The 21,875-nt window shown below is 49.4% G+C and carries 21 protein-coding genes; 9 read left to right on the top strand and 12 right to left on the bottom strand.

The features are described 5' to 3' along the window. Positions 1-5: 5 nt before the first annotated feature. A complete protein-coding gene (locus AF_RS04845) occupies positions 6-1,475 on the bottom strand; it encodes a 2-isopropylmalate synthase (RefSeq protein WP_010878457.1) in 1,470 nt (489 codons plus the stop codon). Positions 1,476-1,528: 53 nt separating this feature from the next. Between AF_RS04845 and AF_RS04840 the strand changes: the two genes are divergently transcribed. Both AF_RS04840 and AF_RS04835 read left to right on the top strand, forming a co-directional pair. Continuing rightward, a complete protein-coding gene (locus tag AF_RS04840) occupies positions 1,529-1,708 on the top strand; it encodes a hypothetical protein (RefSeq protein ID WP_010878456.1) in 180 nt (59 codons plus the stop codon). Further along, the gene (locus AF_RS04835; RefSeq protein ID WP_010878455.1) at positions 1,698-2,777 is read left to right on the top strand and encodes a tetratricopeptide repeat protein; all 1,080 of its coding nucleotides are present in this window, start codon (positions 1,698-1,700) and stop codon (positions 2,775-2,777) included. The genes AF_RS04840 and AF_RS04835 overlap by 11 nt, the downstream gene beginning before the upstream one ends. Positions 2,778-2,812: 35 nt before the next feature. Here the strand turns inward: AF_RS04835 and AF_RS04830 are convergent, their stop codons facing one another. The 5 genes from AF_RS04830 to AF_RS04810 are packed head-to-tail and all read right to left on the bottom strand — an operon-like array spanning position 2,813 to position 8,076. Further along, positions 2,813-3,655 (bottom strand): hypothetical protein, encoded by an 843-nt coding sequence (locus tag AF_RS04830; protein ID WP_010878454.1) that lies wholly within the window; start codon positions 3,653-3,655, stop codon positions 2,813-2,815. Then, entirely contained in the window at positions 3,652-5,187 is a 1,536-nt protein-coding gene (locus AF_RS04825) for a glutamate synthase-related protein (protein WP_010878453.1), read from the bottom strand. Before AF_RS04825 ends, AF_RS04830 begins: the two co-directional genes overlap by 4 nt. Further along, positions 5,184-6,320 carry a class II glutamine amidotransferase gene (locus AF_RS04820; protein WP_010878452.1) on the bottom strand — a complete coding sequence of 379 codons (1,137 nt, stop codon included), beginning with the start codon at positions 6,318-6,320 and terminating at the stop codon, positions 5,184-5,186. The genes AF_RS04825 and AF_RS04820 overlap by 4 nt, the downstream gene beginning before the upstream one ends. Beyond that, a complete protein-coding gene (locus AF_RS04815; protein ID WP_010878451.1) occupies positions 6,317-7,606 on the bottom strand; it encodes an NAD(P)/FAD-dependent oxidoreductase in 1,290 nt (429 codons plus the stop codon). The genes AF_RS04820 and AF_RS04815 overlap by 4 nt, the downstream gene beginning before the upstream one ends. After that, positions 7,603-8,076 (bottom strand): 4Fe-4S dicluster domain-containing protein, encoded by a 474-nt coding sequence (locus tag AF_RS04810; RefSeq protein WP_010878450.1) that lies wholly within the window; start codon positions 8,074-8,076, stop codon positions 7,603-7,605. Before AF_RS04810 ends, AF_RS04815 begins: the two co-directional genes overlap by 4 nt. 177 nt (positions 8,077-8,253) lie before the next feature. On the opposite strand from AF_RS04810, the gene glnA reads away from it, so the two are divergent. The 6 genes from glnA (at position 8,254) to AF_RS04780 (ending at position 16,396) form a co-directional block, all read left to right on the top strand. Further along, on the top strand, positions 8,254-9,729 hold the full coding sequence (gene glnA, locus AF_RS04805) for a type I glutamate--ammonia ligase (protein ID WP_010878449.1): 1,476 nt from the start codon (positions 8,254-8,256) through the stop codon (positions 9,727-9,729). 79 nt (positions 9,730-9,808) lie between these two features. Continuing rightward, on the top strand, positions 9,809-10,252 hold the full coding sequence (locus AF_RS04800) for a nucleotidyltransferase domain-containing protein (protein WP_010878448.1): 444 nt from the start codon (positions 9,809-9,811) through the stop codon (positions 10,250-10,252). Further along, the gene (locus tag AF_RS04795; protein WP_010878447.1) at positions 10,221-10,619 is read left to right on the top strand and encodes a DUF86 domain-containing protein; all 399 of its coding nucleotides are present in this window, start codon (positions 10,221-10,223) and stop codon (positions 10,617-10,619) included. The genes AF_RS04800 and AF_RS04795 overlap by 32 nt, the downstream gene beginning before the upstream one ends. A 280-nt stretch (positions 10,620-10,899) precedes the next feature. Further along, positions 10,900-14,010, top strand: coding sequence for a PGF-CTERM sorting domain-containing protein (locus AF_RS13280; protein ID WP_010878446.1), 3,111 nt, complete (start codon positions 10,900-10,902; stop codon positions 14,008-14,010). 66 nt (positions 14,011-14,076) lie between these two features. Continuing rightward, positions 14,077-15,282, top strand: a complete 1,206-nt coding sequence (locus AF_RS04785) for a hypothetical protein (RefSeq protein ID WP_010878445.1) — start codon at positions 14,077-14,079, stop codon at positions 15,280-15,282. 55 nt (positions 15,283-15,337) lie between these two features. Then, entirely contained in the window at positions 15,338-16,396 is a 1,059-nt protein-coding gene (locus AF_RS04780) for a hypothetical protein (protein WP_048064310.1), read from the top strand. A gap of 4 nt (positions 16,397-16,400) precedes the next feature. Here AF_RS04780 and rpiA read toward each other — a convergent pair whose 3' ends face one another. Genes rpiA through AF_RS04765 form a run of 3 tightly spaced genes read right to left on the bottom strand, consistent with a single transcriptional unit; the run spans position 16,401 to position 18,182 of the window. After that, the gene (gene rpiA, locus AF_RS04775) at positions 16,401-17,078 is read right to left on the bottom strand and encodes a ribose-5-phosphate isomerase RpiA (RefSeq protein ID WP_010878443.1); all 678 of its coding nucleotides are present in this window, start codon (positions 17,076-17,078) and stop codon (positions 16,401-16,403) included. After that, a complete protein-coding gene (gene surE, locus AF_RS04770; protein WP_010878442.1) occupies positions 17,056-17,841 on the bottom strand; it encodes a 5'/3'-nucleotidase SurE in 786 nt (261 codons plus the stop codon). Before surE ends, rpiA begins: the two co-directional genes overlap by 23 nt. After that, complete coding sequence (locus tag AF_RS04765) at positions 17,838-18,182, bottom strand: hypothetical protein (RefSeq protein WP_010878441.1); 345 nt, start codon at positions 18,180-18,182, stop codon at positions 17,838-17,840. Before AF_RS04765 ends, surE begins: the two co-directional genes overlap by 4 nt. Before the next feature lie 52 nt (positions 18,183-18,234). On the opposite strand from AF_RS04765, the gene AF_RS04760 reads away from it, so the two are divergent. Beyond that, positions 18,235-19,317, top strand: a complete 1,083-nt coding sequence (locus AF_RS04760; RefSeq protein ID WP_010878440.1) for a DNA topoisomerase IV subunit A — start codon at positions 18,235-18,237, stop codon at positions 19,315-19,317. On the opposite strand, the gene rnz is transcribed toward AF_RS04760, so the two are convergent. Genes rnz through tuf form a run of 3 tightly spaced genes read right to left on the bottom strand, consistent with a single transcriptional unit; the run spans position 19,314 to position 21,848 of the window. Further along, a complete protein-coding gene (gene rnz, locus AF_RS04755) occupies positions 19,314-20,234 on the bottom strand; it encodes a ribonuclease Z (protein WP_010878439.1) in 921 nt (306 codons plus the stop codon). The two genes, AF_RS04760 and rnz, sit on opposite strands and share 4 nt — an antisense overlap. Next, a complete protein-coding gene (gene rpsJ, locus AF_RS04750) occupies positions 20,235-20,555 on the bottom strand; it encodes a 30S ribosomal protein S10 (RefSeq protein ID WP_010878438.1) in 321 nt (106 codons plus the stop codon). Positions 20,556-20,576: 21 nt separating this feature from the next. Next, positions 20,577-21,848, bottom strand: coding sequence for a translation elongation factor EF-1 subunit alpha (gene tuf / locus AF_RS04745; protein WP_010878437.1), 1,272 nt, complete (start codon positions 21,846-21,848; stop codon positions 20,577-20,579). Positions 21,849-21,875: the final 27 nt, after the last annotated feature.

The raw sequence follows: 21,875 nt of genomic DNA, 5'->3' as shown, positions 1-21,875 counted from the left end.
AATTATTAAAAGAGCATATTAATGCCTTCAATGAATGCCTCAACTGAAGCCATGATTATATCCGTTCTCGCACCCCTTGCTGTCACGATTTTGTTGTCCTTCTTCAGCTGCACGACCACGTCAACAAGGGCATCAGTTCCGCCGGTTATTGCGTCAACGTGGTAGCTCACGAGCTTTATGTCGGCAAACTCCTTTATGGCCCTTCTTATGGCGTTTATTGCCGCGTCAACAGGTCCAAGGCCAACAGCGGCCTCTATCCTTTCCTGACCGTCGATTTTGAGCTTCACGCTTGCCATCGGCATGACGTTTTTACCGCTGAAGATTGCTAGGTCTTCGAGCTTGACCTTCTTTTCCCTCTTTATCTGCAGAACCGTCTCGATTATCGTTCTGACGTCTGCGTCCGTAACCCTCTTGCCCTTGTCTCCAATCTCCTTGATCCTTGCGAGGATTTCCTTCATCTGCTCCGGCGTTGCCTTGTATCCAAGCTCGTTCATTATTGCCTCCACGCTAGCCCTGCCTGCGTGCTTTCCAAGAACGATGACCCTCTTTCTTCCGACAACTTCGGGAGATATTGGCTCGTAGGACTTTGCATCCCGGAAAAGGGCCGAGGTGTGTATTCCGCTTTCGTGCGTGAAGGCGTTGTCGCCCACAATCGGCTTGTTTGGAGGGACGACAACTCTTGAAAGCTTTTCGACGAGTTTTGAGGTGTTGTACAGCCTCTCCTTTTTGATTTTCGTCTTGATTCCGTAGAGGTACTCAAGGGCAATAACGACCTCCTCTATTGCTGCATTACCCGCTCTCTCCCCCAGACCATTAATGGTTCCGTGAAACTCCTCGGCTCCGGCCTTTATTCCGAAGATTGTGTTCGCAGTAGCGAGACCAAAATCGTCGTGGCAGTGGATTGCGAGCGGCAGCTTAACTTTGGCCTTGATTTTCCTTACTATCTCCTCCATCTTTTCGGGGGAAAGAACTCCTACGGTGTCGGCAAAGGTAATTCTGTCAGCCTTAGCCTCCTCTGCCCTCTTGAAAAGCTGAATTACAAAGTCCAAATCCGCCCTTGAAGCGTCTTCAGCTCCAAACTCGACTATCAGACCTCTTTCCTTGGCATACTCAATGGCCTCAACGCTCTTTTCGATGACGTAGTCCCTGTCCTTTCCCGGAAACTTGGCGTTGATGTGTATGTCGGATGAAGGGGCAACCATGAAGATTGATTCGGCCCCGGCATCGGCAGCGGCATCTATGTCTTCCCTTTTGATTCTCGCAAAGCTGCATATCTCCGCATTCAGACCTCTCTGCGAGATTTCCTTTATTGCCTGAAAGTCTCCCTCAGAGGCTATGGCAGTTCCGGCTTCGATGATGTCAACTCCGAGGTTGTCCAAGGCCTCGGCTATCATCACCTTCTGCTCCACGCTCAGCGAAACGCCGGGTGTTTGCTCTCCATCCCTGAGTGTTGTATCAAGGATTTTGACTTGCACGGATTAGCAAATAACGAGTGGGTAAAAAAACTTTGGCCTTCCAGAAGGTTTAAATGAACTTCATAGAGAGCTTTGACATGGATGATGAAGAGAAGGAAAAGCTCCTTGAAAAGCTTGCTTCCCAGCAGTTGAGGGCCGATTACCGGAAGGCTCTGGGAAGCGAGCACAAGAGAAGGTATATGGATATGGAAATTGAGAAGATATTCAAGAAGGGGAAGAAGGATGAACGCTGATGAGTTTGTTGAGGCTTTTAACAATGCAAAAGACTTGACAGAGCTTGAGCTGCTTGCAGAGCTTGGAAAGAGCATTTCTGACGACCTTGAGGGTCACGAGAAGGGAAAGGTTCTCGGAACGCTGGGCAATATCTACTACGCTCTCCACAGGCTGAAGGAGGCTGAGGAGGCATACCTTGAGGCCTTGAACGTTTATCTGAAGCTCTCCGAGGAGGATGAGGGTTTCCTGCCCTACGTTGTCGGATGCCTGTACAATCTCGGCAACCTCTATCAGGTTTCCCGGAAGTTCGCTGAGGCGGAGAAGGCCTACACGGACGCGTTGAAGGTTCTGGGTGACGTGAGAAACGATCAGAGGCTCGCTATTCTGACCGCTCTCGGAACGATGTATGCAAAGCTGGACATGAAGGAGCACGCTGAAAGGTGCTTGGTTGAGGCCTTCGAGATGGCGAAGGTGAAGGGAGATGCAAGGTTGCTGGGGACTCTGCTTAACAACCTGGCGGTGGTTTATCAGAGGGGAGGAAGGAAGAGAGAAGCTGCAATGCTTTTGAAGATGGCTTTAGACGCTTTAGAGCGGGTTGGAGAGGACCTGGGAATTGCGGCCGTTTTGCAGAACCTCCTGCCCTATCTGGACGAGGATGAGCTGAGGAGAGTTATGGAGCGTCTTGAGAGCTTTGGAGAGCTTCCAATCGATTTAAAGGCTAAGATAGCTTACTTCAAGGCGAGAAGGGCCGAGGAAAAGGGGGAAGACTCCGCCAAGCACTACATGGAGGCGGCCTGTTTGGGCTTCATGGCCTACAGAAATTTCGGTTTTCAGTCCATTAACTTCATGCACTGCCTGGATAAGGTCATTGAATCGGATTCGGAGCTCAGAGAAGACGCTGTAGTTCTGAAAAAGGTAATTCTGAAGTACTACTACGGGAGCCAGAAGGTGGAGATTGACTTTGACAGCAGAGTTGGGAGAATGATAAAGGCTGTGCTTGAGGGGGACGACATATACGAGGACGGAATTCTTGAGGATACGGTGAGGCTGATAGCTGAGGACCTCCTCAAGGCAGGGACGAAGGTATAACGACAAAGGTATAACCCTAATTTTTTAAAAAAAGTTTAATAGGCGTAAATTCTGCCGTAAGGCCTCTTCGTGACGGGCTTCAGCTTGAGGAACTTGCCGCCGAGTATCTCATCCTTCTCGAAACCAAACTCCTTGCAGAAGTCTCCTATGTGTTTTTCGAGGAACTTCCAGTCCTCTTCTTCCATATCAACGATGCCGACCTCCTTGCCAAGCTGCCACTGCTCCACCTTTCCGCGGATGTACATTATTCCCCCATGCATGCCCGTTCCTATGTACCGCGCTCTGTGGGGCTTGTCTCCGAGATTGAGACCGAGAAGAACAACCCTTCCACCCGCCATGTACTCCCCAAAGAAGTCCTGAGCCGTTCCGCCGACTATCAGCACCGGAACCTTGTCCTTGTACTCCTTCATGTGGATTGCCGTTCTGTAGCCGACGTCGTCCCGAATCATGATCCTCCCTCCCCTCATCGCCATAGCCACGACATCTCCTGCCCTGCCGTGAACTATTATTTCTCCATCATCCATCGTGTTTCCGACTCCATCCTGTGCGTTGCCGTAAACCACAATTTTGTGCCCTGCGAGAAACGCTCCGAGGTCGTTTCCTGGGAAGCCGTGCACTTCAATTTCTACCTTTCTGGAGTCCGGGAGGTAGAGCCTCGTCCCGATATATCTCTGCCCCATCACGTTCAGCAGCTTGAGCCTCGACACTCCCTTCTCAACCACAGCATACCTCATCAAATCGTTCAGCTCCTTGTGCGTCAGCCCTTTAGCGTCGATTACTGCCGTATCGCCTTCCACCTTGACCCTGTCAAGCAAGTCCTCAATTCCTTTGCAGAAGTCGAGGAAGAGGTCGCAAAAACCACCAATAGAGTACTTCATTCTCCCGCCCCCTTTATTCCGAGAACTTCAAGCTCCCAGTCCTCAAGCCCAACACCGCGGAGCTGCTCCCTGTTTCCTCTCAAGCTCTCTATGGCGTTTATACCCATCCCACCGAGCATCTCCTTTATTTCGTGACTCCACGCCCTCAGGAGGTTAACAAGCCTCTTTGCAGTGATTTCCGGGTTGAGCCTCTTTGCCAGGTAGGGGTCTTGGGTGCAGATTCCCCAGTTGCATATACCCGTGTGGCATTTCTGGCAGAGGGTGCATCCCATCGCAACCAAAGCCGGAGTTCCGATGTAAACCGCATCAGCACCAAGGGCAATTGCCTTGACAACATCAGCGCTGCACCTGAAACCGCCAGCCACAAGGATGGAGGCCTTGTTCCTGATTCCCTCGTCCCTCAGCCTCTGATCAACTGCTGCGAGTGCGAGCTCAACGGGGATACCGACATTATCCCTAATCATCTTCGGTGCAGCCCCCGTTCCTCCTCTCAGGCCGTCAATGGCTATTATGTCTGCTCCTGCCCTCACCATACCGCTCGCTATCGCTGCAACGTTATGCACGGCTGCAATCTTAACGCTCACGGGCTTCTCGTAGTTCGTCGCTTCCTTGAGGGCGTAGATGAGCATGCTCAAATCCTCAATGGAGTAAATGTCATGCTGAGGAGCGGGCGAGAGAGCATCTGTCCCCTCAGGAATCATTCTGGTGACTGAGATGGGGAGAGTGACCTTCTCGCCCGGCAGGTGACCGCCAATTCCCGGCTTCGCCCCCTGTCCTATCTTGATCTCAACCACCGCTGCAACGTTGAGGTACTCCGGATCGACTCCGAACCTACCGCTTGCGCACTGGACAATGGCATTCTTGCCGTACTTCCTGAGCTCTTTGGGCAATCCGCCTTCTCCGGTGTTGAAAAGCGTACCAAACTCGCTTGCGGCCATCGCAAGGGATTTGAATGCCTGATAGCTTATGGCTCCATACGACATGGCCGAGAAGACGATCGGCGTTTCAATCTGAACGTTGGGGTAGAGCTCGGTTGTAATCTCTATATCCTCAAAGTCTTCTGAGTACTTGAACTCCAGCCTGTCCTGCTTTCTGCCGAGGAAAGTTCTCAGCTCCATCGGCTCTCTCAGCGGGTCGATGGAGGGGTTGGTGACCTGAGAGGCGTTCAGCACGATGTGGTCCCAGTAGATTCTGTAGGGCTTGTCGTTTCCCGAGCCAGTGAGAAGGACTCCTCCTGTTTCAGCCTGCTTCTTCAAGTCCTGCAGCCTTTCCCTCGTCCAGTTGGCGTTGGGTTTGTAGTTGCCGGGATGCGGTTTCACCACAAGAGCGTTTGTCGGGCACATCACAGCACACCTCTGACAGCCGACGCACTTCATCTCGTCCTCTCTCATCATGTCCATTTCTTCATCATACCAGTGAACGTTGAAGCCGCACTGCCTCTCGCAAACTCTGCAGCGTATGCAGCGGTCCTGTCTTCTTTCAATCATGAATTCGGGAAGCATGTGAGTGTGAAATTCACCCTCCAGCATCATTCCACCTCTGAAAGCTGCTTTGCCAGCTCCTTCTCCCTGCTTTTCAACCTGCCAATGACGGGCTCTCCACCCATCGGCGTGTAAACTCTGTCCAGATCTGGACACACAGCTCTGATTGCCGACTCCTCGGATGAGACGAAGAGCAGGTCACCCTTCTCTCCCGAGGTTATGGGCCTGAGCCTTATTCTGTCAGTGATTCCAAACATCTCTCCGTGCCTCGCAACAACTATCGTCCAGGGGCCGTTTATCAGCAGAGGTCCGTAGTTCATTCTTAAAGCGGTGTAGAACTTCTTCTTTTTCTCGTCCATTATGTCGATGTGGTCCCACATTGGCGGGGCGAAAATCTTGGAGACTATCTCGATGGGCAACCCCTGCTTTCTCATGAGTAAGTCAACTGCGTAGGCCATCACTTCTGTGTCTGTAAGCAGTGTGCAGTAATAGCCAAACATCTCAAGGTAGCGCTTGTTCGTGCCGTAAGATGAGATTTCGCCGTTGTGAACAACAGTCCAGTCGAGGATGCAGAATGGATGCGCACCACCCCACCATCCGGGAGTGTTTGTTGGAAAGCGGGAGTGGGCCGTCCACATGTAGCCCTTGTATTCCTCAGCAAGCATGAAGTATTCTGCAATGTCCTCAGGGAAGCCGACTCCCTTGAAAACGCCCATGTCCTTGCCCGATGAGACGACGTAGGCGTTGTTAATCTTCGTGTTTATCTCCATAACCTTCTTCACAACATAGTCATCATCGCTGAGCTTCTTCTCATCCCCCTTCTTGTTTGGCGAGACGAAGTAGCGCCAGAATAGCGGGGGTGAGGCCACATTCGCTTCCGGATTGACCGGAATCTCCTCTGCATACACAACATCAAAGTTTGCGTCCAGAAACTCATCAACTCTGTGCTTTGCCTCCATGTCCCAGTCCTGGAACATCACGTGAAGGGCGTAGTAGTCCTTGTACTCAGGATAGATGCCGTAAGCTGCAAAACCACCGCCAAGGCCGTTTCCTCTCACCTTCATGTTTATCATGGCATTTATGGCCATCTCACCACTGAATCTCCTGCCACTGCGGTCTATAACTCCGAAAAGACCGCAGGCTTGGTGATCCTTATCGGGAAGAACGACTCTCTTACCCCTCATATCTCTCTCACCACTCCAAGCTTGATTTTATCTTCAATCAGCTTCCATCTCGTTGGTTCGGGAATGTCCAGAAATCCGAAGTTGTCCTTAAGCAGCTTCTCCTTAAAGGATGAGACGTCTATTCCCTCCTCCATCAGCTTGAGGAATATTCCTGCTCTTTCCATCTTTCCTGCGATTATGAATCCCGCGATTCTACCATCCTTAAGGGCGAACTTTCTGTAGCTGTCCCCCTCCAGCCTGTAAATCACCTCAAACTCCTCGCTGTCGTTTGGAACGTTGAGGCCAGCGTTGATTATATAGTAATCAAAGAAGTGCATGGCGTTCATTGATGTTGCCAAATTGTACTCCCTCTCGATACCAACCATGTTGAATCCCGCAATTCTACCGCCAGTGTAGGCTGTGGGCCAGAGTGGCAGAACTCTGTTCGCTCCAAACACGAAATCGTAAATCTCAGCGCAGTCACCGCATGCGTAAACGTCCTTTACGGATGTTTCCATTTTCCTGTTGACCACTATGCCCCTGTTGACCTTTATCGGAGTGTTCTTCACGATGTCAACATTCGGAACGACACCTACAGCGACGAGCAGCATGTCCGCCTCAAGCTCCCTTCCATCCCTCAGAATGACTTTCTCAACCCTTTCCTCTCCAACAACCTTGGAGATGGTGTTGTTGAGTATGATCTCCACCCCATTCTCCTCAAACTTTCTCTCCACGATTCTTGAGGTTGTTTCATCAACAACGGGAGCGAGAACCCTATCTGCGAGCTCAACAACCTTCACATCCAAACCCTTTTTGGCCAGAACCTCTGATGCCATCAGACCGATGATACCTCCACCGAGAACCACCGCCTTCTTTGCCTCCTTGATGGCCTTCTCAACCGCAAGCACATCATCCATCTTCAGGAAGGTGAAGACGTTGCTCTGCCCTCCCAGCCCTTCCATCGGCGGTATGAAGGGCTTTCCTCCTGTTGCGATGAGAAGCTTCCCGTACTCAACCTCCTCTCCGCTCTCAAGCAGAACCTTCTTAGCTTCAACATCAACTCCTACCGCCCTCACTCCGAGCTTCGTTTCAACGTCCATTTTCTCGTAGAAGTCTGGTGGGCGGTAGTACATCTTCTCGAACTCAATTTTGCCGTCGAGGTAGTAGGGGATGAGGGCTCTTGAGTAGGCGTGGTACTTCTCTGCGGAGATTACCAGAATGCTTGAATCCACATCAAGCTCCCTTATCGCCTCCACGCATCCAATTCCTCCTGCCGAGTTTCCAATAATCACGTAATCGTACTTCATACGTACTCCTCCACCTCTTCAACGATTTCCAAGGCATTGTTCGGGCAGTACTTAACACAGTAAGGATAATCAAGCCCCTTGCACAGGTCGCATTTCAGGGGCTTTTTGGTTTCAATATTGATTCTTATGGCCCCGTAGGGGCAGGCCATGATGCAGCTATAACAAGCAACGCATTTACTCTCATCGTGAATCACAATCCCATCGTCATCCTTGTAGAGCGCTCCAGCTATGCATGCCGCAACGCACTTCGGCTCCTCGCAATGCCTGCACTGCAGGGCGTAGGTTTCCGGCAAGTCCTCCTCAACAAGTATCCTTGGCTGCGGTCTGGGCTGCTCGTAGAGGAAGGCCTTGATGATGTCCTTTGACTTTGAGTGGGCGACACTACACCATACCTCACACAGGTGACATCCAATGCAAACCTCCGGTTTTGAAACAATCCTTATTCTTGCCATGTTCTCGCCTCCGGACATGGGCTTCAACTCTAAGTGTATTTAAACCTTACCGTCAGGATACATGAGGATTTGTGTTGTTAAAATTGGTTTGTATTGGTATGTATTTGAGAATTGGTGAAGATTTTTCAGATTTACCTACGCTTGCCTGCAGGTAATTTAACAAATCCCCTTGAATGCAAAAAAATATATATCGAAATGGTAAGGCGGCTGAGAGGTGATTGTATGGAGGAGGTTGAGAGAGCTAAGGCGGTGTTGAAGGAAAATAACGTCAGACAGGTACTCTGTGCATTTGCGGATGTTAGGGGATACCTTCAGATGTTCTCAATTCCCGCGAGGGAGTTTGTTGACGGCAGCGCCTTCGAGAACGGAATCGGTTTTGACGGTTCCTCAGTCAGAGGGTTCAGAACGATAGAGAAGAGCGACATGGTCTGGATGCCTGATGCATCATCGCTTAAAATCATTCCGTGGATAGATGACCCTATTCAGAAGTCCGCGATAATGTTCGGCAACGTTTACGAGGCGTGGGGCACTGAGATTGCTGACTGTGATCCAAGAGGTTACGTGGCCAAGAGGTACGAGGACATGCTGAAGAGCGAGGGAATGTCAGCCATATTCGGGCCAGAAATTGAGTTCTTCCTTTTCGAGGGTGTTGACTTCACAAGGCTGAGCTGGGACATGTGGGTCTCGCCCAACGGCGGTGCGGGAGACAGCTGGGGTCCGCCGAGAATCATGCCCATCAGCTCTGAACTTGAGAGTGGGTACATGATAAGGCCCAAGGAGGGTTACTTCAGACCTCCACCTGAAGATACAACGGTTGAATATAGAAACGAGCTGGTTTACTATTTGGAGCAGCTCGGAATAGACATTGAGTACCACCACCATGAGGTTGCCACAGCAGGGCAGGTGGAGCTGGATTTCAAGCCAAAACAGCTTGTGGATGTTGGTGATGCTTTCTACCTCTACAAGTTCGCAGCGAAGAACATTGCAGCGATGCACGGGTTGTATGCGACCTTCATGCCAAAGCCGCTTTACCTCGACAACGCGAGCGGAATGCACACCCACCAGAGCCTCTGGAAGGGAGAGCCCTTCAGCGGCGAGGCTGTTTTTGCAGATCCTGATGATGAGTACATGCTGAGCCAGAAGGCCCGCTACTACATAGGTGGGTTGCTGGAGCATGCAAAGGCTCTGACAGCACTCTGCGCTCCGACAGTGAACAGCTACAAGCGCCTTGTGCCGGGCTTTGAAGCTCCCATCTACATCTGCTGGAGCCCGAGGAACAGGTCCGCTTTAGTGAGGGTGCCGATGTATGTCAAGAAGCCCTCAGCAATAAGGGTGGAGTACAGGGGTGTTGACCCGAGCTGCAATCCTTATCTTGCCATCACAGCCCAGCTTGCTGCCGGCTTAGACGGAATAAAGAAGAAGATAGACCCCGGTGACCCGCTGCTTGAGGACGTTTACGAGCTGACACCAGCACAGAAGAGAGAGCTTGGAGTGGGAGAGCTGCCTACAACGCTTAGAGATGCGATAGACCATCTGGCAAGCGATGAGCTTATGCAGGAAGTGCTGGGCAGCCACATCTTCGACGCCTTCATGGAGCTGAAGATTGACGAGTGGAACCAGTACTGTCTCTACATCACTCCGTGGGAATTCATGAAGTATTTTGATATCTGATTTCTTCAATTTGTTTTTCAGTTCATTTTTCAGGTTCTACCACTGATAATCAAAAACAAAATAAAGGAAATGTCAGAGAATGTATGTGGCTCCCGAAATCAGGCGCAATGATAAACTGCTGGAAAGTCTGAGGGAAGACTTTAGGGAGTTCGCCGATTCCTGTCTGGGCATCCTGCTCTACGGCTCATACGCCAGAGGTGAGGAGACGAAGAGAAGTGACATTGACGTTTGTCTGGTCAGGCCAGAGGAGGGGATTTTTGACAGGGTAATGCATAAGCTGGGCGGGAAGTATGACGTTAAGGTGTTCGAAGACCTTCCATTTTACGTTCGCATTGAGGTGATAAAAAATCACATCAGGATTTACGCAAAGGATGAGCTTGACTTTTACCTCTACAAGCAGAGGAAAATATGGGAAGACATGGAGAGGAGGATCAGGGAGAACGAGTTCAGTAGCGTGGAGGAGAAAATTCAGGCGAGGAAGAGGTGGTTAAGTGCGAAGAAGGAGATACTTGGAAAAACTTGAGTGGGTGGAGAGGGAGATTAACTTTGCCACTGAGCATGCGATGTCGGATGAGGTGAGGAAGAGAGCAGTTCTTTACTCCATCATGACAGCGGTGGAGGTTGTAATGGACATTGTAGCGATGTTAGTGAAGGATTTGGGAAAGCAGGTGGAGGATGACTACACCAACATTTCAAAGCTTCTTGAAGAGTGTGTAATTGAGGAGAGCGAGGCGGAACTTTTGAGAAGATACAACGGCCTCAGGAATGCCATTGCCCACCACTACAACCACCTGGACCTCTCAAAGGTTGAGAGAGCGTTAACGCAGCTTGACGAGCTCTACGAGGTTGCCGTGAAGCTCGTGAAGACTGCTGATAAGCTTGCAGGTTAGTTTGCAGCTCTAGCAGGCAGAATCCCTCAACTTTCGTTCCAGTTCAGTTAGTTTTTTTGTCATACCCTCTCCTTACTTCCTTTCAACCCAGCCTTCCCTCAATACCTATCGATTGTTACAATTTCCTTCCTCATAAGCAAAAGGTTTAAATATATGAAGGGACCATTAAATTACGGTGGCGGCGGGTTAGCTGATGCTGTAGCTTTCCCGCCGCCATAAAAACAGGAGAATTTATATAGTTGAAGGTGAGATGGAAGGTGAGAAAAGGAGGTAGAGAAGTATGAAAAGGGTAGGATTAATAGGCGTAATAATGGCGGCGCTTTTAGTGATATCAGCGACTCCAGTGATGGCAGGAGTGTCGGTTAAAGTGTCGGTTAACACGACTTATCCTGGCGAGCTGACAGTCGAGAATTTCAATTTAACGCCAACTTACGGCAGGGTTCCACTGACTATAAACATTACTGATGTCTATCTGAAAAATACTAACCTCACTACGCCTCTTTCGGGTACAGTGTACTTGTACGTAAATGGGCAAATAAAGAATAATTACTACTGTAGTGTAACACAGACGAATAACACGACCAGTTGGATGTCATGTGGCATTGAATATACAATAACAGACACAAGTCAGACCAACATCTCAGTTGGAAACAAAACAGACTATCTACAAAACGTGACGCTCACTCTCTGGACAACTCAGCTACCGGAATCCTATGTCCCTCAGATTCCAACGCTGGACTTGAAAGATGACGGTCCGATATCTGTGGATGTACTGAAAATACCGTCGTTGAAGTTGTCAGATGACCAAGTTAACGTTGGGGAGACTGTGACCATTGAAGCCAATTGGAATTACTATGCCAAAGAAGATGGTACAAGAAGGATTGCAGTGGTTTCATGGGCGGATTACAGGAACATAAGGAGTGGGGCCACGATTGACGTAGCTACACTTCTCGACAAATCGAAGATGACGATTTCTCTTCCAGAAGATGGCGGCTCTAACAGTTGGGATTTCACACCCACGGAGCCAGGTTACTATGTAGTGGTAGCGTTTGTGGACGACACCAACTTCTCTGATGTGCTGGTGTTTAGAGCAACACCAACAGCGGCTGAGAAGCCAACGGTCTCGATAAGCGTCAGTAAGAGTGTGGTTGCTCTTGGAGATTACATCAAAGTGGGTGCGTCAATGTCGACGGATCAGGCAGTAAAGCCAATTGCGGTGTTTATTACAGGTGCAAATCAGACTGAGGTGCTGTGTAGCTATCCCGAGCCAGGGGCTTCGACTGTAGGGGCTTGGACTGTGAAGGAAGCCTGCGGCGATGACGAGTGGTGGATACAAATAAAAGACAGACCAGAGGGGGTTTATGTTGCTAAAATAGATGTCGGAGAGGGTGAACTCAGGGCTGAGGCAACGGCTGTGTTCCAGGTTGTCAAGCCGAAGATCCTTAGCTTGGACGTTCCATCGCAGCATGTCAAAGGACAGGACTTGGTAATCACGGGTACAACTAACTTGGCTAAGTCGGGTACCGAAGATGATAGTGGAAGCAATGCCGCGGAAAATAAGGCGTACCTGGTTATAAAGGACCTCTCAGGTAAGGAGGTATTCAACGATACTTTGAGCAATCAGGTGTACGATTCAACAGGAGGAAAAGTTAAGAGTAATGCTGTCTCCCTCATCGACTCGGATGGAAGCTTCAAATTCAAGATCGACTACTTTGGTAAGTACTTTGCGACTGAAACTGGATTTTACATCGCCGAAGTGAAAATACAGTCCGACTCTCTTGGAGAATACACGGACACTGAGACTGCCACGTTCGAGGTTGTTAAGCCCGAGTTAAAACTCATAGCTGATAAGACAACTGTCACGAGAGGTGACACAGTTACATTCACAATTGACACGAACCTCAAAATTAATTCAGAAGTGAAATTCAAGATAGACGATTTGGCCTTCTGCAGTGGTGATCCAGACTGTGACGTAAAAGAAAAAACTTATTACGTTGACGCATTGGGCGATGTTGTAATAAAGCTTGATGTCAACACAGAGGCTCCGTTGACTGACTACAAGTTTACAGCAGAAATTCCTGGTTTGGGCATCTCAACAGACATTAGGGTTAGTGTAGTTAAGCAAACGCTGGATATCAGCGTCGACAGAACTACAGTTCCCAGAGGTGGAGATATAAGAGTTACAGGATCCTCGACTGCCGACGGAGTTTACATCTATGCCAGCGATTCAGGTGTGTTTACGGTTGGTGATACACCAGTCCCGGATGTGGATCTGAAGACTAAAGGATCTAAGATTAACACTACCGATGTTCCTTACATGGAACCTGACGATAATGACAACATTGATTTCCAGATATCAGTGAACGTTACGGGGGTGGAGACTGGAACATACTATCTGTACTTCTACGCACCAGCTAACATCTCAGTAGTCGATAAAGCCTCAGACCCGCAGAAGATTATCGCAGTCACTGTTACCGACCCGCAGATCGTTGAAGTCACCGCTCCGAGCAAAGTTCCATACCAGTCCAAGTTTGAAGTAAGTGTTCTTACAGATCCCGGTGACAGGGACAATGTCGAAGTTAGGCTCGTCCTCTCTGGGCCTAATGTTAGAGATACAACAGTAGCGGATTGGGCTTCCGTAGATACAAATAACTACTTCAACAAGACGGTAGATCTCAGGGATATAGCGAAAAATAAACTTAACCTTGACGCACTTGAGCCGGGGCTTTACGTACTGACAGCTGAACTTAGATTCAAGCAGAGCTTAGGTGGAGAAAAGGTGGATTCAGAGGACAAGCTGATTGAAATCCTTGGGCTCACGTTCGAAGTAGATGTCAACACACCTGTGGTGATTGGTGACGAGATAGTTGTCAACATAACTACTGACAGGCTTGAGGCAGGATACGACAAAATATTTGTGACTCTGGTAGGTACAAATTACAAGGTTACTCAGGTTGCAACTCTCAATAGCGAGGGCAAGGCTACCGTAACCTTCGAAACATATGGGATGAGCGCGGGAACTTACAAAGTTTACGTGAGAGATACAATGGATACTTGCAGCGAAACCGACCAATACACTTGGGTTGATGAACACTATATGCTTGACCCGGCAAGTGAACTTGCTCCAATGTACAAGGCCGACGATGACGTCCTCGTAATCAAGACAATCGAACTCCTTGAAACCGCACCAACTACAACAACAGTCGTAACAACCACGACTGCCGTTACAACCACAACAGTTGCCACAACCACCACAGCAGTAGAAACCACAACAACCGAAGCTGTCACAACCACAACCGAAGCCCAGCAGGGCGGCGGAGTGCCTGGCTTCGAGGCAGTGTTCGCCATTGCTGGCCTGCTGGCAGTGGCGTACCTGCTGAGAAGGAAGTAATTCCCCAAATTTTTCTCTTTTTTATTTTGTGATAAAGTTTTTAAGCTACGAGCCTGTATTCTGGTTATGAAAAAGCTGATGCTCATCCTGTGTCTCGTGGTTCTAATCGCACCGACTGCAGCTCTTGAGACACTTACGAAAGACAACTTTGCCACTCCTGATACACAGGTGAGTCCAGAGAAGGATTACTATTTCCCTGGCGATACTGTGTCAGTTGACTACATTATTCTTCCAAAAACCGAAGACGATATGAAATTAATTGGAGGTGAGGATTATAAAACACCCAGAACATACACATTTGAAACTGCTCTTGAAAACCCGTACTGGACAATAGTCATTCGCTACAATTACGGCAGCGCAACCAAGTCCGAAGATTTCACCGGCAATAAGGTAAAAGTGGATGTTTATGGTTTGGTCATTGAAGGTGAGCTAAAAGGGGTCAAATACATAGAGGCGAACTTAACAGGCAGAATACCTTCAGTGACAGAAAGGGTTGAAGAGATTGACCTTGTCAGCGTTTCAGTAGAGCAGGCAGAAGAAGACGCCCTCCCACCTCTAACAGTGAAGGTTGTCAACGTGCAGAAGTTCAGCGAGGACATTAGCAAAGTAAGGGCAGACGCAGACAAGCTGAAATCGGATCTTGACTCGGCGGGCGTTTCGTACAACCAGTCCGACTTTGATGAGGTCTATTCACTCCTTGACGAGGCCTATAATCTGTACATTCAGGGAAAGTACCTCGAAGCTGATGATAAAATTAATCAGGCTGAGGAAAAGCTCGATGAAATCGCATCTCAGGCTGACAGGCTAAAGGCCGAAACGCTAAGGTCCAAATTGAAAGACAGCCTTGATAATGCCTACCTGAACCTCAGCATGCTTGAGGTTGCCCTGAACAAAATTGAGAACAGCCAGAACTACACGAATTATCTCCAAAGCTACGCTGAGCTCAAGAGCAGGTATGATGACGTTAAAAAGGATTACGATGCTGCCGACGATCTTTACAAGGACGGGAAGTACTCCGATGCCTACAACTCCTTTAAAGAGCTGGAAGACGACATTAGCAGTCTTCTTTCAGACATAATGACTCTCAGGGAGAAGGTTGACGCTGAGGTTACATCGTCGCCAACGCAGGGGGGTTTTGGGCTTCCAGCGCTGAATGTTGAACTTCCGATCTCGCCCCTTTACCTGGCAGCGGCTTTGGTTGTGGCAGCAGTGGCCATTGTAGCTGCCATCAAACTCAGGGGTGGCAGGAGAAAGTGGGACGAACTCAGGTAACCCTTCATTTTTAATTTTCTCGAAAATTTTAAATTCTCGTTGTATAAATTTTAACATGCGAGCAAAGTCACTCTTACTGATTGCGACTTTAGCAGCAATCCTGACCATCCCGGCTTCAGCCTTCGATTTTGATTACTCATGCTCAAAAACGTTCGATGACTACTATTTTGGCGGGGAGTACCTCTACTTCACATGCACAATTATTCCGGCCTCATCAAGCGACTCAAAGCAGGCTGATGACACGGAGTACACCTTTTTAACAAACCTCGACTCCTCGGCAATTACCGTCACCGTGGAGTTCAAGGACGGGAAGAAGCATCTTCACCCGGCTCCTGACGATGATTACGAAAAAATTAACGGAACAACACTTTCCTTCTACATTCCTGAAACTGACGATGGAGTTGAGGAAATTCAGGTTGCTGTAAGTGGCTACGTTCCCGTAATAGAAAAAAGACTGGAGAACATCTCAGCTCTGAAAGTCACTGCCGATGAGGAGCTCTTTGACCTTCAGATTACTGTTGTGAATAAGCAGAAGTTCTACTCAGACTTAAAGGAATTTGAAAAGGAAAGCTGTGCCGACGAGAAGAAGCTCAGGGAGGCAAAGACGCTTTACAACGAGGGGAAGTATTCTGAGGCTGAGAAACTTCTCGCTGAGGTTGAAGAGGCAATCAACGAGTGCCATTTCAGAACCCTGAAGGAGAAATACGATGAGGAGATCGATGACCTCAAATCACAGCTGTCAAAAATCACGACCACCCTTGCCTTTATTCAGTACCGGCTTGATTACGATAGGGAAAAAATTGAGAATTACGATGAAATGATGGAGGAATGGAGAAACCTGACTCTGCAGAGGGAGCAGCTTGATAACGAGATTGATGAGCTTGTTGAGCTTGTTTCCAAGGGGCAGTTCTCCGCTGCTGATGAAAAAATTGAGAGCATAAGCAGCAACCTTACGTCGCTGAAGGTAAGGGCTGAGACTCTGAAAGAATCAATCAACGTAAAGAACACCTTTGAATTTGATTTAGTAACGCTGGCCATCATAGCTGGGGGTGTTGCAGTTATAATAGTGACAGTCTACACCATCGTAAGCATAAGGAGGAGAGACAAATGGTAGAAGTTTAAAGAAATCTTGCAGATCGACTTGACCCAGCAATTACAGCATCTATCAGCTCTTTCGAAAAGATACCGTTCTCGACAACCCCGCTAATCAGCTTTATCTCACCCTCCAAACCCTCAACCCTATCCTCTTCTATAACACCAAAGTCGCAGTCCACAACAAAATTTCCGTTATCCGTTATCACCGGCCCAATCTTTCCCTTTCCTTCCCTCAGCCTTGCCTTGCATCCCATTTTCTCAATCTCCCTCAGAACCCATCCGTAAGCGAAGGGCAGCACTTCAACCGGCACAGGCATTGACAGTTTTTCCACAAGCTTGCTCTCGTCCACGATTATCACAACCTTCCTGCTCGCCTTGGCAACGATTTTTTCCCTCGTCATCGCTCCCCCGCCGCCCTTTATGCAGTTCAGCTTGGCATCTACCTGATCAGCCCCGTCAATGCACAGGTCCGGCTCGAACTCAACCAGGTCAACAATTTCAACCCCATTCCTGATCGCAGCGAAGTAGGACTGGTATGATGATGGAATTCCGTAGATTTCCAGTCCCTCCTCCCTTATTTTGTCTCCGAGCAGGTTCAGAAACACCTCAACTGTAGAACCACTCCCTATTCCGAGAACCATGCCATCCTTTACAAGCTCAAGAGCAAGCTTTGCGGCGTTATACTTCCCACTCGAGTCCATCAAACCACCCTTCTACTATATCAAACTCAACCGAAGCTGTCAGGTCGATTTTCAGGGGCGTGATGCTCACGTACCCCTGCCTGAGTGCGTGGATGTCAGTCCCCTCCTCCGCATCCTCCGTTTCCTCTCCATAAATCCAGTAGTACTCCCTCCCTCTCGGATCCAGCCTCTTCTCGACGCTTACTCTGTACATTCTTCTTGCGAGCCTCGTTACAGCAATTTTTCCGTTCGGCTTTGCCGGAACGTTAACGTTCAACAAGTCCACACCCTCAGGCAATCCTTTGTAAAGCACAATTTCCGCTATACCCCGCAGCACCTTGGATGCAAAGCTAAAATCGGCCTTGCTCGTCAGCTCGAACTTGCTCACGTCAGGCATTTGCAGGGAGATGGCTATGGTTTTGCTTCCGTGGGTTGCTGCTTCAAGCGCTGCGCCAACAGTGCCTGAGGTTGTAGCGGCCTCTGTTGAGAGATTTTCCCCTAAATTAATTCCGCTGACCGCTAAATCGGGAATCTCTCCGATTACCTCGTACATTCCAATGATTACTGAGTCGGTGGGGGTGCCGTCAACCGCAAAAACTCTCATCCCGTTTACTTTAACCTCCGAAACCCTTATCGGCTCCATTATGGAAAGGCTTCTCCCAACACCGCTCCTCTGCACTGCTGGGGCTACAACAAAAACCTCCCCAAGCTCGCTCAACGCGTCATAAGCGGCTTTAAGTCCGGCGGAGTAAAGCCCGTCGTCGTTAGTTAAGAGGATTTTCATACTTCCTTCTCTACTCTGTCGATGTAGAGAGCTATTTCGTTTATCACTTCGGGATCAAGCTTCTTTTCAATTTTGAAACCCTTGCTTTCGGCGAACTCCTTCAATCTTTCGAAGTGAATCGAAAGCTGGGAAACAACGTACGTTTTGAGGAGGTAGAAGTTTCTCTGAACCTCCTCTTTCTCAGCCTTACCGCTTTTGTAAAGGTTTAATATTTCCTCGCAGTCACTCCTGAACATTTCAAAGATGTTTTTCTGGTCTAAAAGCTTGTCCGCCTCCTCAACGCTCTTTTCTCCTCTAATAATCTCTCCCATTCTGTCAAGAAACGAATTGATGTAGAGCATCAGATTGAGTTATTGGTAAGGGCTATAAATCCGTTGCGATAATGCATTTTTAATGAAAGAGATAGAGCGGAGATGCTTGCGGGCTTTAATCGGTATAGTTCAGAACATATACGACCAGATGAAGGCTGGGCAGGTTCCCGAGCTTCACATTGCAACGAGAACCAAGTACAACATCGAGTTTAATGAGGAAAGTGAGGTTTGGGTTTACGGTGACAGGAAATCCGTAAGGTCGGCTAAAACCGTTAAGGGTGCGTACAGAATCCTCAAGATGACGTATGTTATCGGCTTCCTCAAGGAGCAGCTTAACCTCAACAAGTCCTCAACCCTCAGAGAGCTTTACTACATCTCTGAGGGCTGGGGGGCGGCGAAGTTTGAAGAGCAGCCGGAGAGCGACAGGCTTGTTGAGGACCTCGAAATTCTTACGAACTTCCAGAGGGAGCACTTTCACATCCGCCCTGAGGAAGATGGTGCCACCGTCATCGGCCCTCTGAGAGTCAGGGAAGAGACAAGAAGAGGAGTGAGGGAGATACACTGCCAGGATGATGTCGGAGAGGGAGGTTACCAGATTCCTGTCAATGTGGACAAGATTGAGTTCGTTGACCACGACGCCAAGTTCGTCATCGCCATTGAAACCGGCGGTATGAGGGACAGGCTTGTGGAGAACGGATTTGATGAGAAGTACGATGCAATCATAGTCCATCTGAAGGGCCAGCCTGCGAGAAGCACCAGGAGGCTACTCAGGAGGCTCAACACTGAGCTAAATTTGCCGGTTGTTGTCTTCACCGATGGCGACCCCTGGAGCTACAGAATCTTCGCCAGCGTAGCTTACGGAAGCATCAAATCCGCCCACCTTTCCGAGTATCTCGCCACCCCAGCTGCGCAGTTTGTCGGAATAAGGCCGACGGACATCGTCAAGTATGACCTGCCAGCTGACAAGCTTACGGAGGAAGACATCAAAGCTCTCAACGCCATTCTTACCGACCCACGCTTTGACTCCGAGTTCTGGAAGAAGGAGGTAAACCTGCAGCTCGAGATAAACAAGAAGTCAGAGCAGCAGGCCCTGGCAAAGTACGGTTTGGACTACGTTACCGATGTCTATCTTCCGGAGAGACTTTCCGAGCTTGGCGTGATTTAGCTCTCATCGAAGGTGACCTCAAGGCTCATAAAATCCTCAGCGATAATCGTGTTCTCAAACACCTTCTTTGCCTCTTCAAGCAGTGGAGAGGCGTCTTTGGAGTAGCGGGTGCTGATGTGAGTAAGTATCAGCTTTTTCACGTTCGCCTCTCTTGCAACTTCGGCAGCCTCCTTCGCCGTGGAATGCCCGCTTTCGATAGCCCAGTCCTTCAACTCCTCTTTGAATGAGGCATCGTGGATGAGGATATCCGCATTTCTTGCAATCTCAACTGTCCTCTTTGTCGGCCTGCTGTCACCTGTGTAAACGACCTTTCTGCCCCTCCTCTTCTCACCCAGAACCATGTCCGGAGTTATTGTCCTCCCCTTCCAGACTATGCTTTCTCCTCTGGCGAGCTTTGCGTAAAGCGGCCCGGGAGGGATTCCAAGCTCCTTCTCCGCCTTCTCTCTGTTGAACTTTCCCCTTCTGTCGTTCTCAATGATGGCGTAGCCAACGCTCTTGACTATGTGCTCCGTTCTGAAGGCAACAACCTTAAATCCATCAAATTTCACTTCCTCGCCATCCTTAAGCTCTCTCACCCTGATATCGTAGTTCAGCTGGTCGTAGCCGAAGGCCTCGAAGAGAGCCCTTAGCACCTCAGCCCTTGGCGAGTAAACGTTCAGCTCCCTGCTTCTTTCGTTCAGCGACATGGTCTCAATCAGCCCGAAAAGCCCGATGAAGTGGTCGGTGTGTAGGTGGGTGATGAATATGTTGTCGAGGTTTCTGAAACCGGTTTTGGCAATCATCATCTGCCTCTGCGTCCCCTCACCGCAGTCGAAGAGCATTCTTTGCCCGCCAAATTGAACAAAAATAGCAGGAGAATTTCTCTCAACACTTGGAATTGTGCCAGAAGTGCCAAGAAAAGTGATTTTAAATAACATTCAGGATTCGAGGACTATTTCAATGTTCACGTCTCTCGGAACCTGAATCCTCATAATCTGCCTCAGTGCCCTCTCGTCGGCGGAGATGTCTATCAGCCTCTTGTGAACCCTCATCTCCCAGTGGTCCCACGTTTCGCTGCCCTCTCCGTCGGGAGCCTTTCTCACAGGCACAACCATCCTTCTCGTTGGGAGCGGAACGGGACCGCTGAGCTCGACGCCGGTCTTGTTGGCAATCTCTTTAATCTGGCTGCAAATTCTGTCCAGCTCTCTTGGATTCAGGCCGGAGAGCTTAATTCTCGCCTTTGGACCCTTTATCGGCATGAGACCACCAAAAAAATAAAGTTATTTTCTTGGGGTAAGGTCGAGAACCATTCCGGCTCCGATGGTCATGCCCATGTCTCTGATGGCGAACCTGCCCATCGGCGGGATGTCCTTGACTCTCTCGATGACCATCGGCCTTGTTGGCTCAAGCTTGACAATCGCTGCATCACCTGTCTTGAGGAACTGCGGGTTCTCCTCCTTAACCTGGCCGGTTCTCGGGTCAATCTTCTTCTGCAGCTCTACGAACCTGCAGGCAATCTGGGCGGTGTGAGCGTGCACAACTGGAGTGTAGCCTACTGTGATTGCTGTGGGATGCTGCAGAACCACAAGCTGGGCCGTGAAGTCCTTCACAACAGTTGGCGGGTTGTCTGGATGGCCAGCGACATCTCCTCTCCTGATGTCCTTTTTGCTGACACCTCTAACGTTGAAGCCGATGTTGTCACCCGGATAAGCCTCCTGGATGGGCTCGTGGTGCATCTCGATGCTCTTTACCTCACCGCTTACGCCGGCAGGCTCGAACACGACCTTGTCTCCAACTCTGAGCACACCGCTCTCGACTCTGCCAACAGGCACCGTTCCAACACCGCTGATTGAGTAAACGTCCTGGATGGGAATTCTGAGCGGCTTATCAACAAGCTTCTCCGGTGGCTTGAGCAGGTCGAAGGCCTCAAGCAGCGTCGGACCGTTGTACCAGGGGGTCTTATCGCTCTTCTTTGCAACATTGTCTCCGTAGTAGGCTGAAACTGGGATGAACGGAATCTCGTCGACCTTGTAACCCACCATCTTGAGAAGTTTGCTTACCGCCTCCTTTGCAGCCTCGTACTCCTTCTGGTCGTAGTTAACTCTGTCCATCTTGTTTATAGCCACGATTATCTGGTTAATGCCGAGAGTTCTTGCGAGGAAGATGTGCTCCCTCGTCTGCGGCTGCACCTTCTCAACGACATCCATGACGAGAACTGCTGCATCCGCCTGAGATGCGCCGGTAATCATGTTCTTGATGAAGTCCCTGTGGCCGGGGCAGTCGACGATGGTGATGTAGTATTTGTCGGTCTGGAACTTTCTGTGGGCTACGTCGATTGTAACTCCTCTCTCCCTCTCCTCCTTCAGTCTGTCCATGACCCACGCGAACTCGAAGGTGGCTTTGCCCTTCTCCTGAGCCTCTTTCCTCATTTTCTCGATGATGTGCTCCGGAATCTCACCCGTTTCGTAGAGCAGCCTTCCAATCAGAGTGCTCTTTCCGTGGTCCACATGCCCTATGAAGGCAACATTAATGTGCTCCTTTTCCTTAGCCATACCTATCTCCTCCTTTCTGGTTTTTCG

This window comes from Archaeoglobus fulgidus DSM 4304, assembly GCF_000008665.1.
GTDB classification, from domain to species: Archaea; Halobacteriota; Archaeoglobi; order Archaeoglobales; family Archaeoglobaceae; genus Archaeoglobus; species Archaeoglobus fulgidus.
This window is presented reverse-complemented; position numbering and strand designations above follow the sequence as displayed.

What these genes read in the sequence shown, in the direction of transcription:
- AF_RS04840 (WP_010878456.1), top strand. Translation starts at nt 1,529, where the DNA reads ATGAACTTCATAGAGAGCTTTGACATGGATGATGAAGAGAAGGAAAAG.
- AF_RS04835 (WP_010878455.1), top strand. Translation starts at nt 1,698, where the DNA reads ATGAACGCTGATGAGTTTGTTGAGGCTTTTAACAATGCAAAAGACTTG.
- AF_RS04830 (WP_010878454.1), bottom strand. Translation starts at nt 3,655, where the DNA reads ATGAAGTACTCTATTGGTGGTTTTTGCGACCTCTTCCTCGACTTCTGC.
- AF_RS04825 (WP_010878453.1), bottom strand. Translation starts at nt 5,187, where the DNA reads ATGATGCTGGAGGGTGAATTTCACACTCACATGCTTCCCGAATTCATG.
- AF_RS04820 (WP_010878452.1), bottom strand. Translation starts at nt 6,320, where the DNA reads ATGAGGGGTAAGAGAGTCGTTCTTCCCGATAAGGATCACCAAGCCTGC.
- AF_RS04815 (WP_010878451.1), bottom strand. Translation starts at nt 7,606, where the DNA reads ATGAAGTACGATTACGTGATTATTGGAAACTCGGCAGGAGGAATTGGA.
- AF_RS04810 (WP_010878450.1), bottom strand. Translation starts at nt 8,076, where the DNA reads ATGTCCGGAGGCGAGAACATGGCAAGAATAAGGATTGTTTCAAAACCG.
- glnA (WP_010878449.1), top strand. Translation starts at nt 8,254, where the DNA reads ATGGTAAGGCGGCTGAGAGGTGATTGTATGGAGGAGGTTGAGAGAGCT.
- AF_RS04800 (WP_010878448.1), top strand. Translation starts at nt 9,809, where the DNA reads ATGTATGTGGCTCCCGAAATCAGGCGCAATGATAAACTGCTGGAAAGT.
- AF_RS13280 (WP_010878446.1), top strand. Translation starts at nt 10,900, where the DNA reads ATGAAAAGGGTAGGATTAATAGGCGTAATAATGGCGGCGCTTTTAGTG.
- AF_RS04785 (WP_010878445.1), top strand. Translation starts at nt 14,077, where the DNA reads ATGAAAAAGCTGATGCTCATCCTGTGTCTCGTGGTTCTAATCGCACCG.
- AF_RS04780 (WP_048064310.1), top strand. Translation starts at nt 15,338, where the DNA reads ATGCGAGCAAAGTCACTCTTACTGATTGCGACTTTAGCAGCAATCCTG.
- rpiA (WP_010878443.1), bottom strand. Translation starts at nt 17,078, where the DNA reads ATGGACTCGAGTGGGAAGTATAACGCCGCAAAGCTTGCTCTTGAGCTT.
- surE (WP_010878442.1), bottom strand. Translation starts at nt 17,841, where the DNA reads ATGAAAATCCTCTTAACTAACGACGACGGGCTTTACTCCGCCGGACTT.
- AF_RS04765 (WP_010878441.1), bottom strand. Translation starts at nt 18,182, where the DNA reads ATGCTCTACATCAATTCGTTTCTTGACAGAATGGGAGAGATTATTAGA.
- AF_RS04760 (WP_010878440.1), top strand. Translation starts at nt 18,235, where the DNA reads ATGAAAGAGATAGAGCGGAGATGCTTGCGGGCTTTAATCGGTATAGTT.
- rnz (WP_010878439.1), bottom strand. Translation starts at nt 20,234, where the DNA reads ATGTTATTTAAAATCACTTTTCTTGGCACTTCTGGCACAATTCCAAGT.
- rpsJ (WP_010878438.1), bottom strand. Translation starts at nt 20,555, where the DNA reads ATGCCGATAAAGGGTCCAAAGGCGAGAATTAAGCTCTCCGGCCTGAAT.
- tuf (WP_010878437.1), bottom strand. Translation starts at nt 21,848, where the DNA reads ATGGCTAAGGAAAAGGAGCACATTAATGTTGCCTTCATAGGGCATGTG.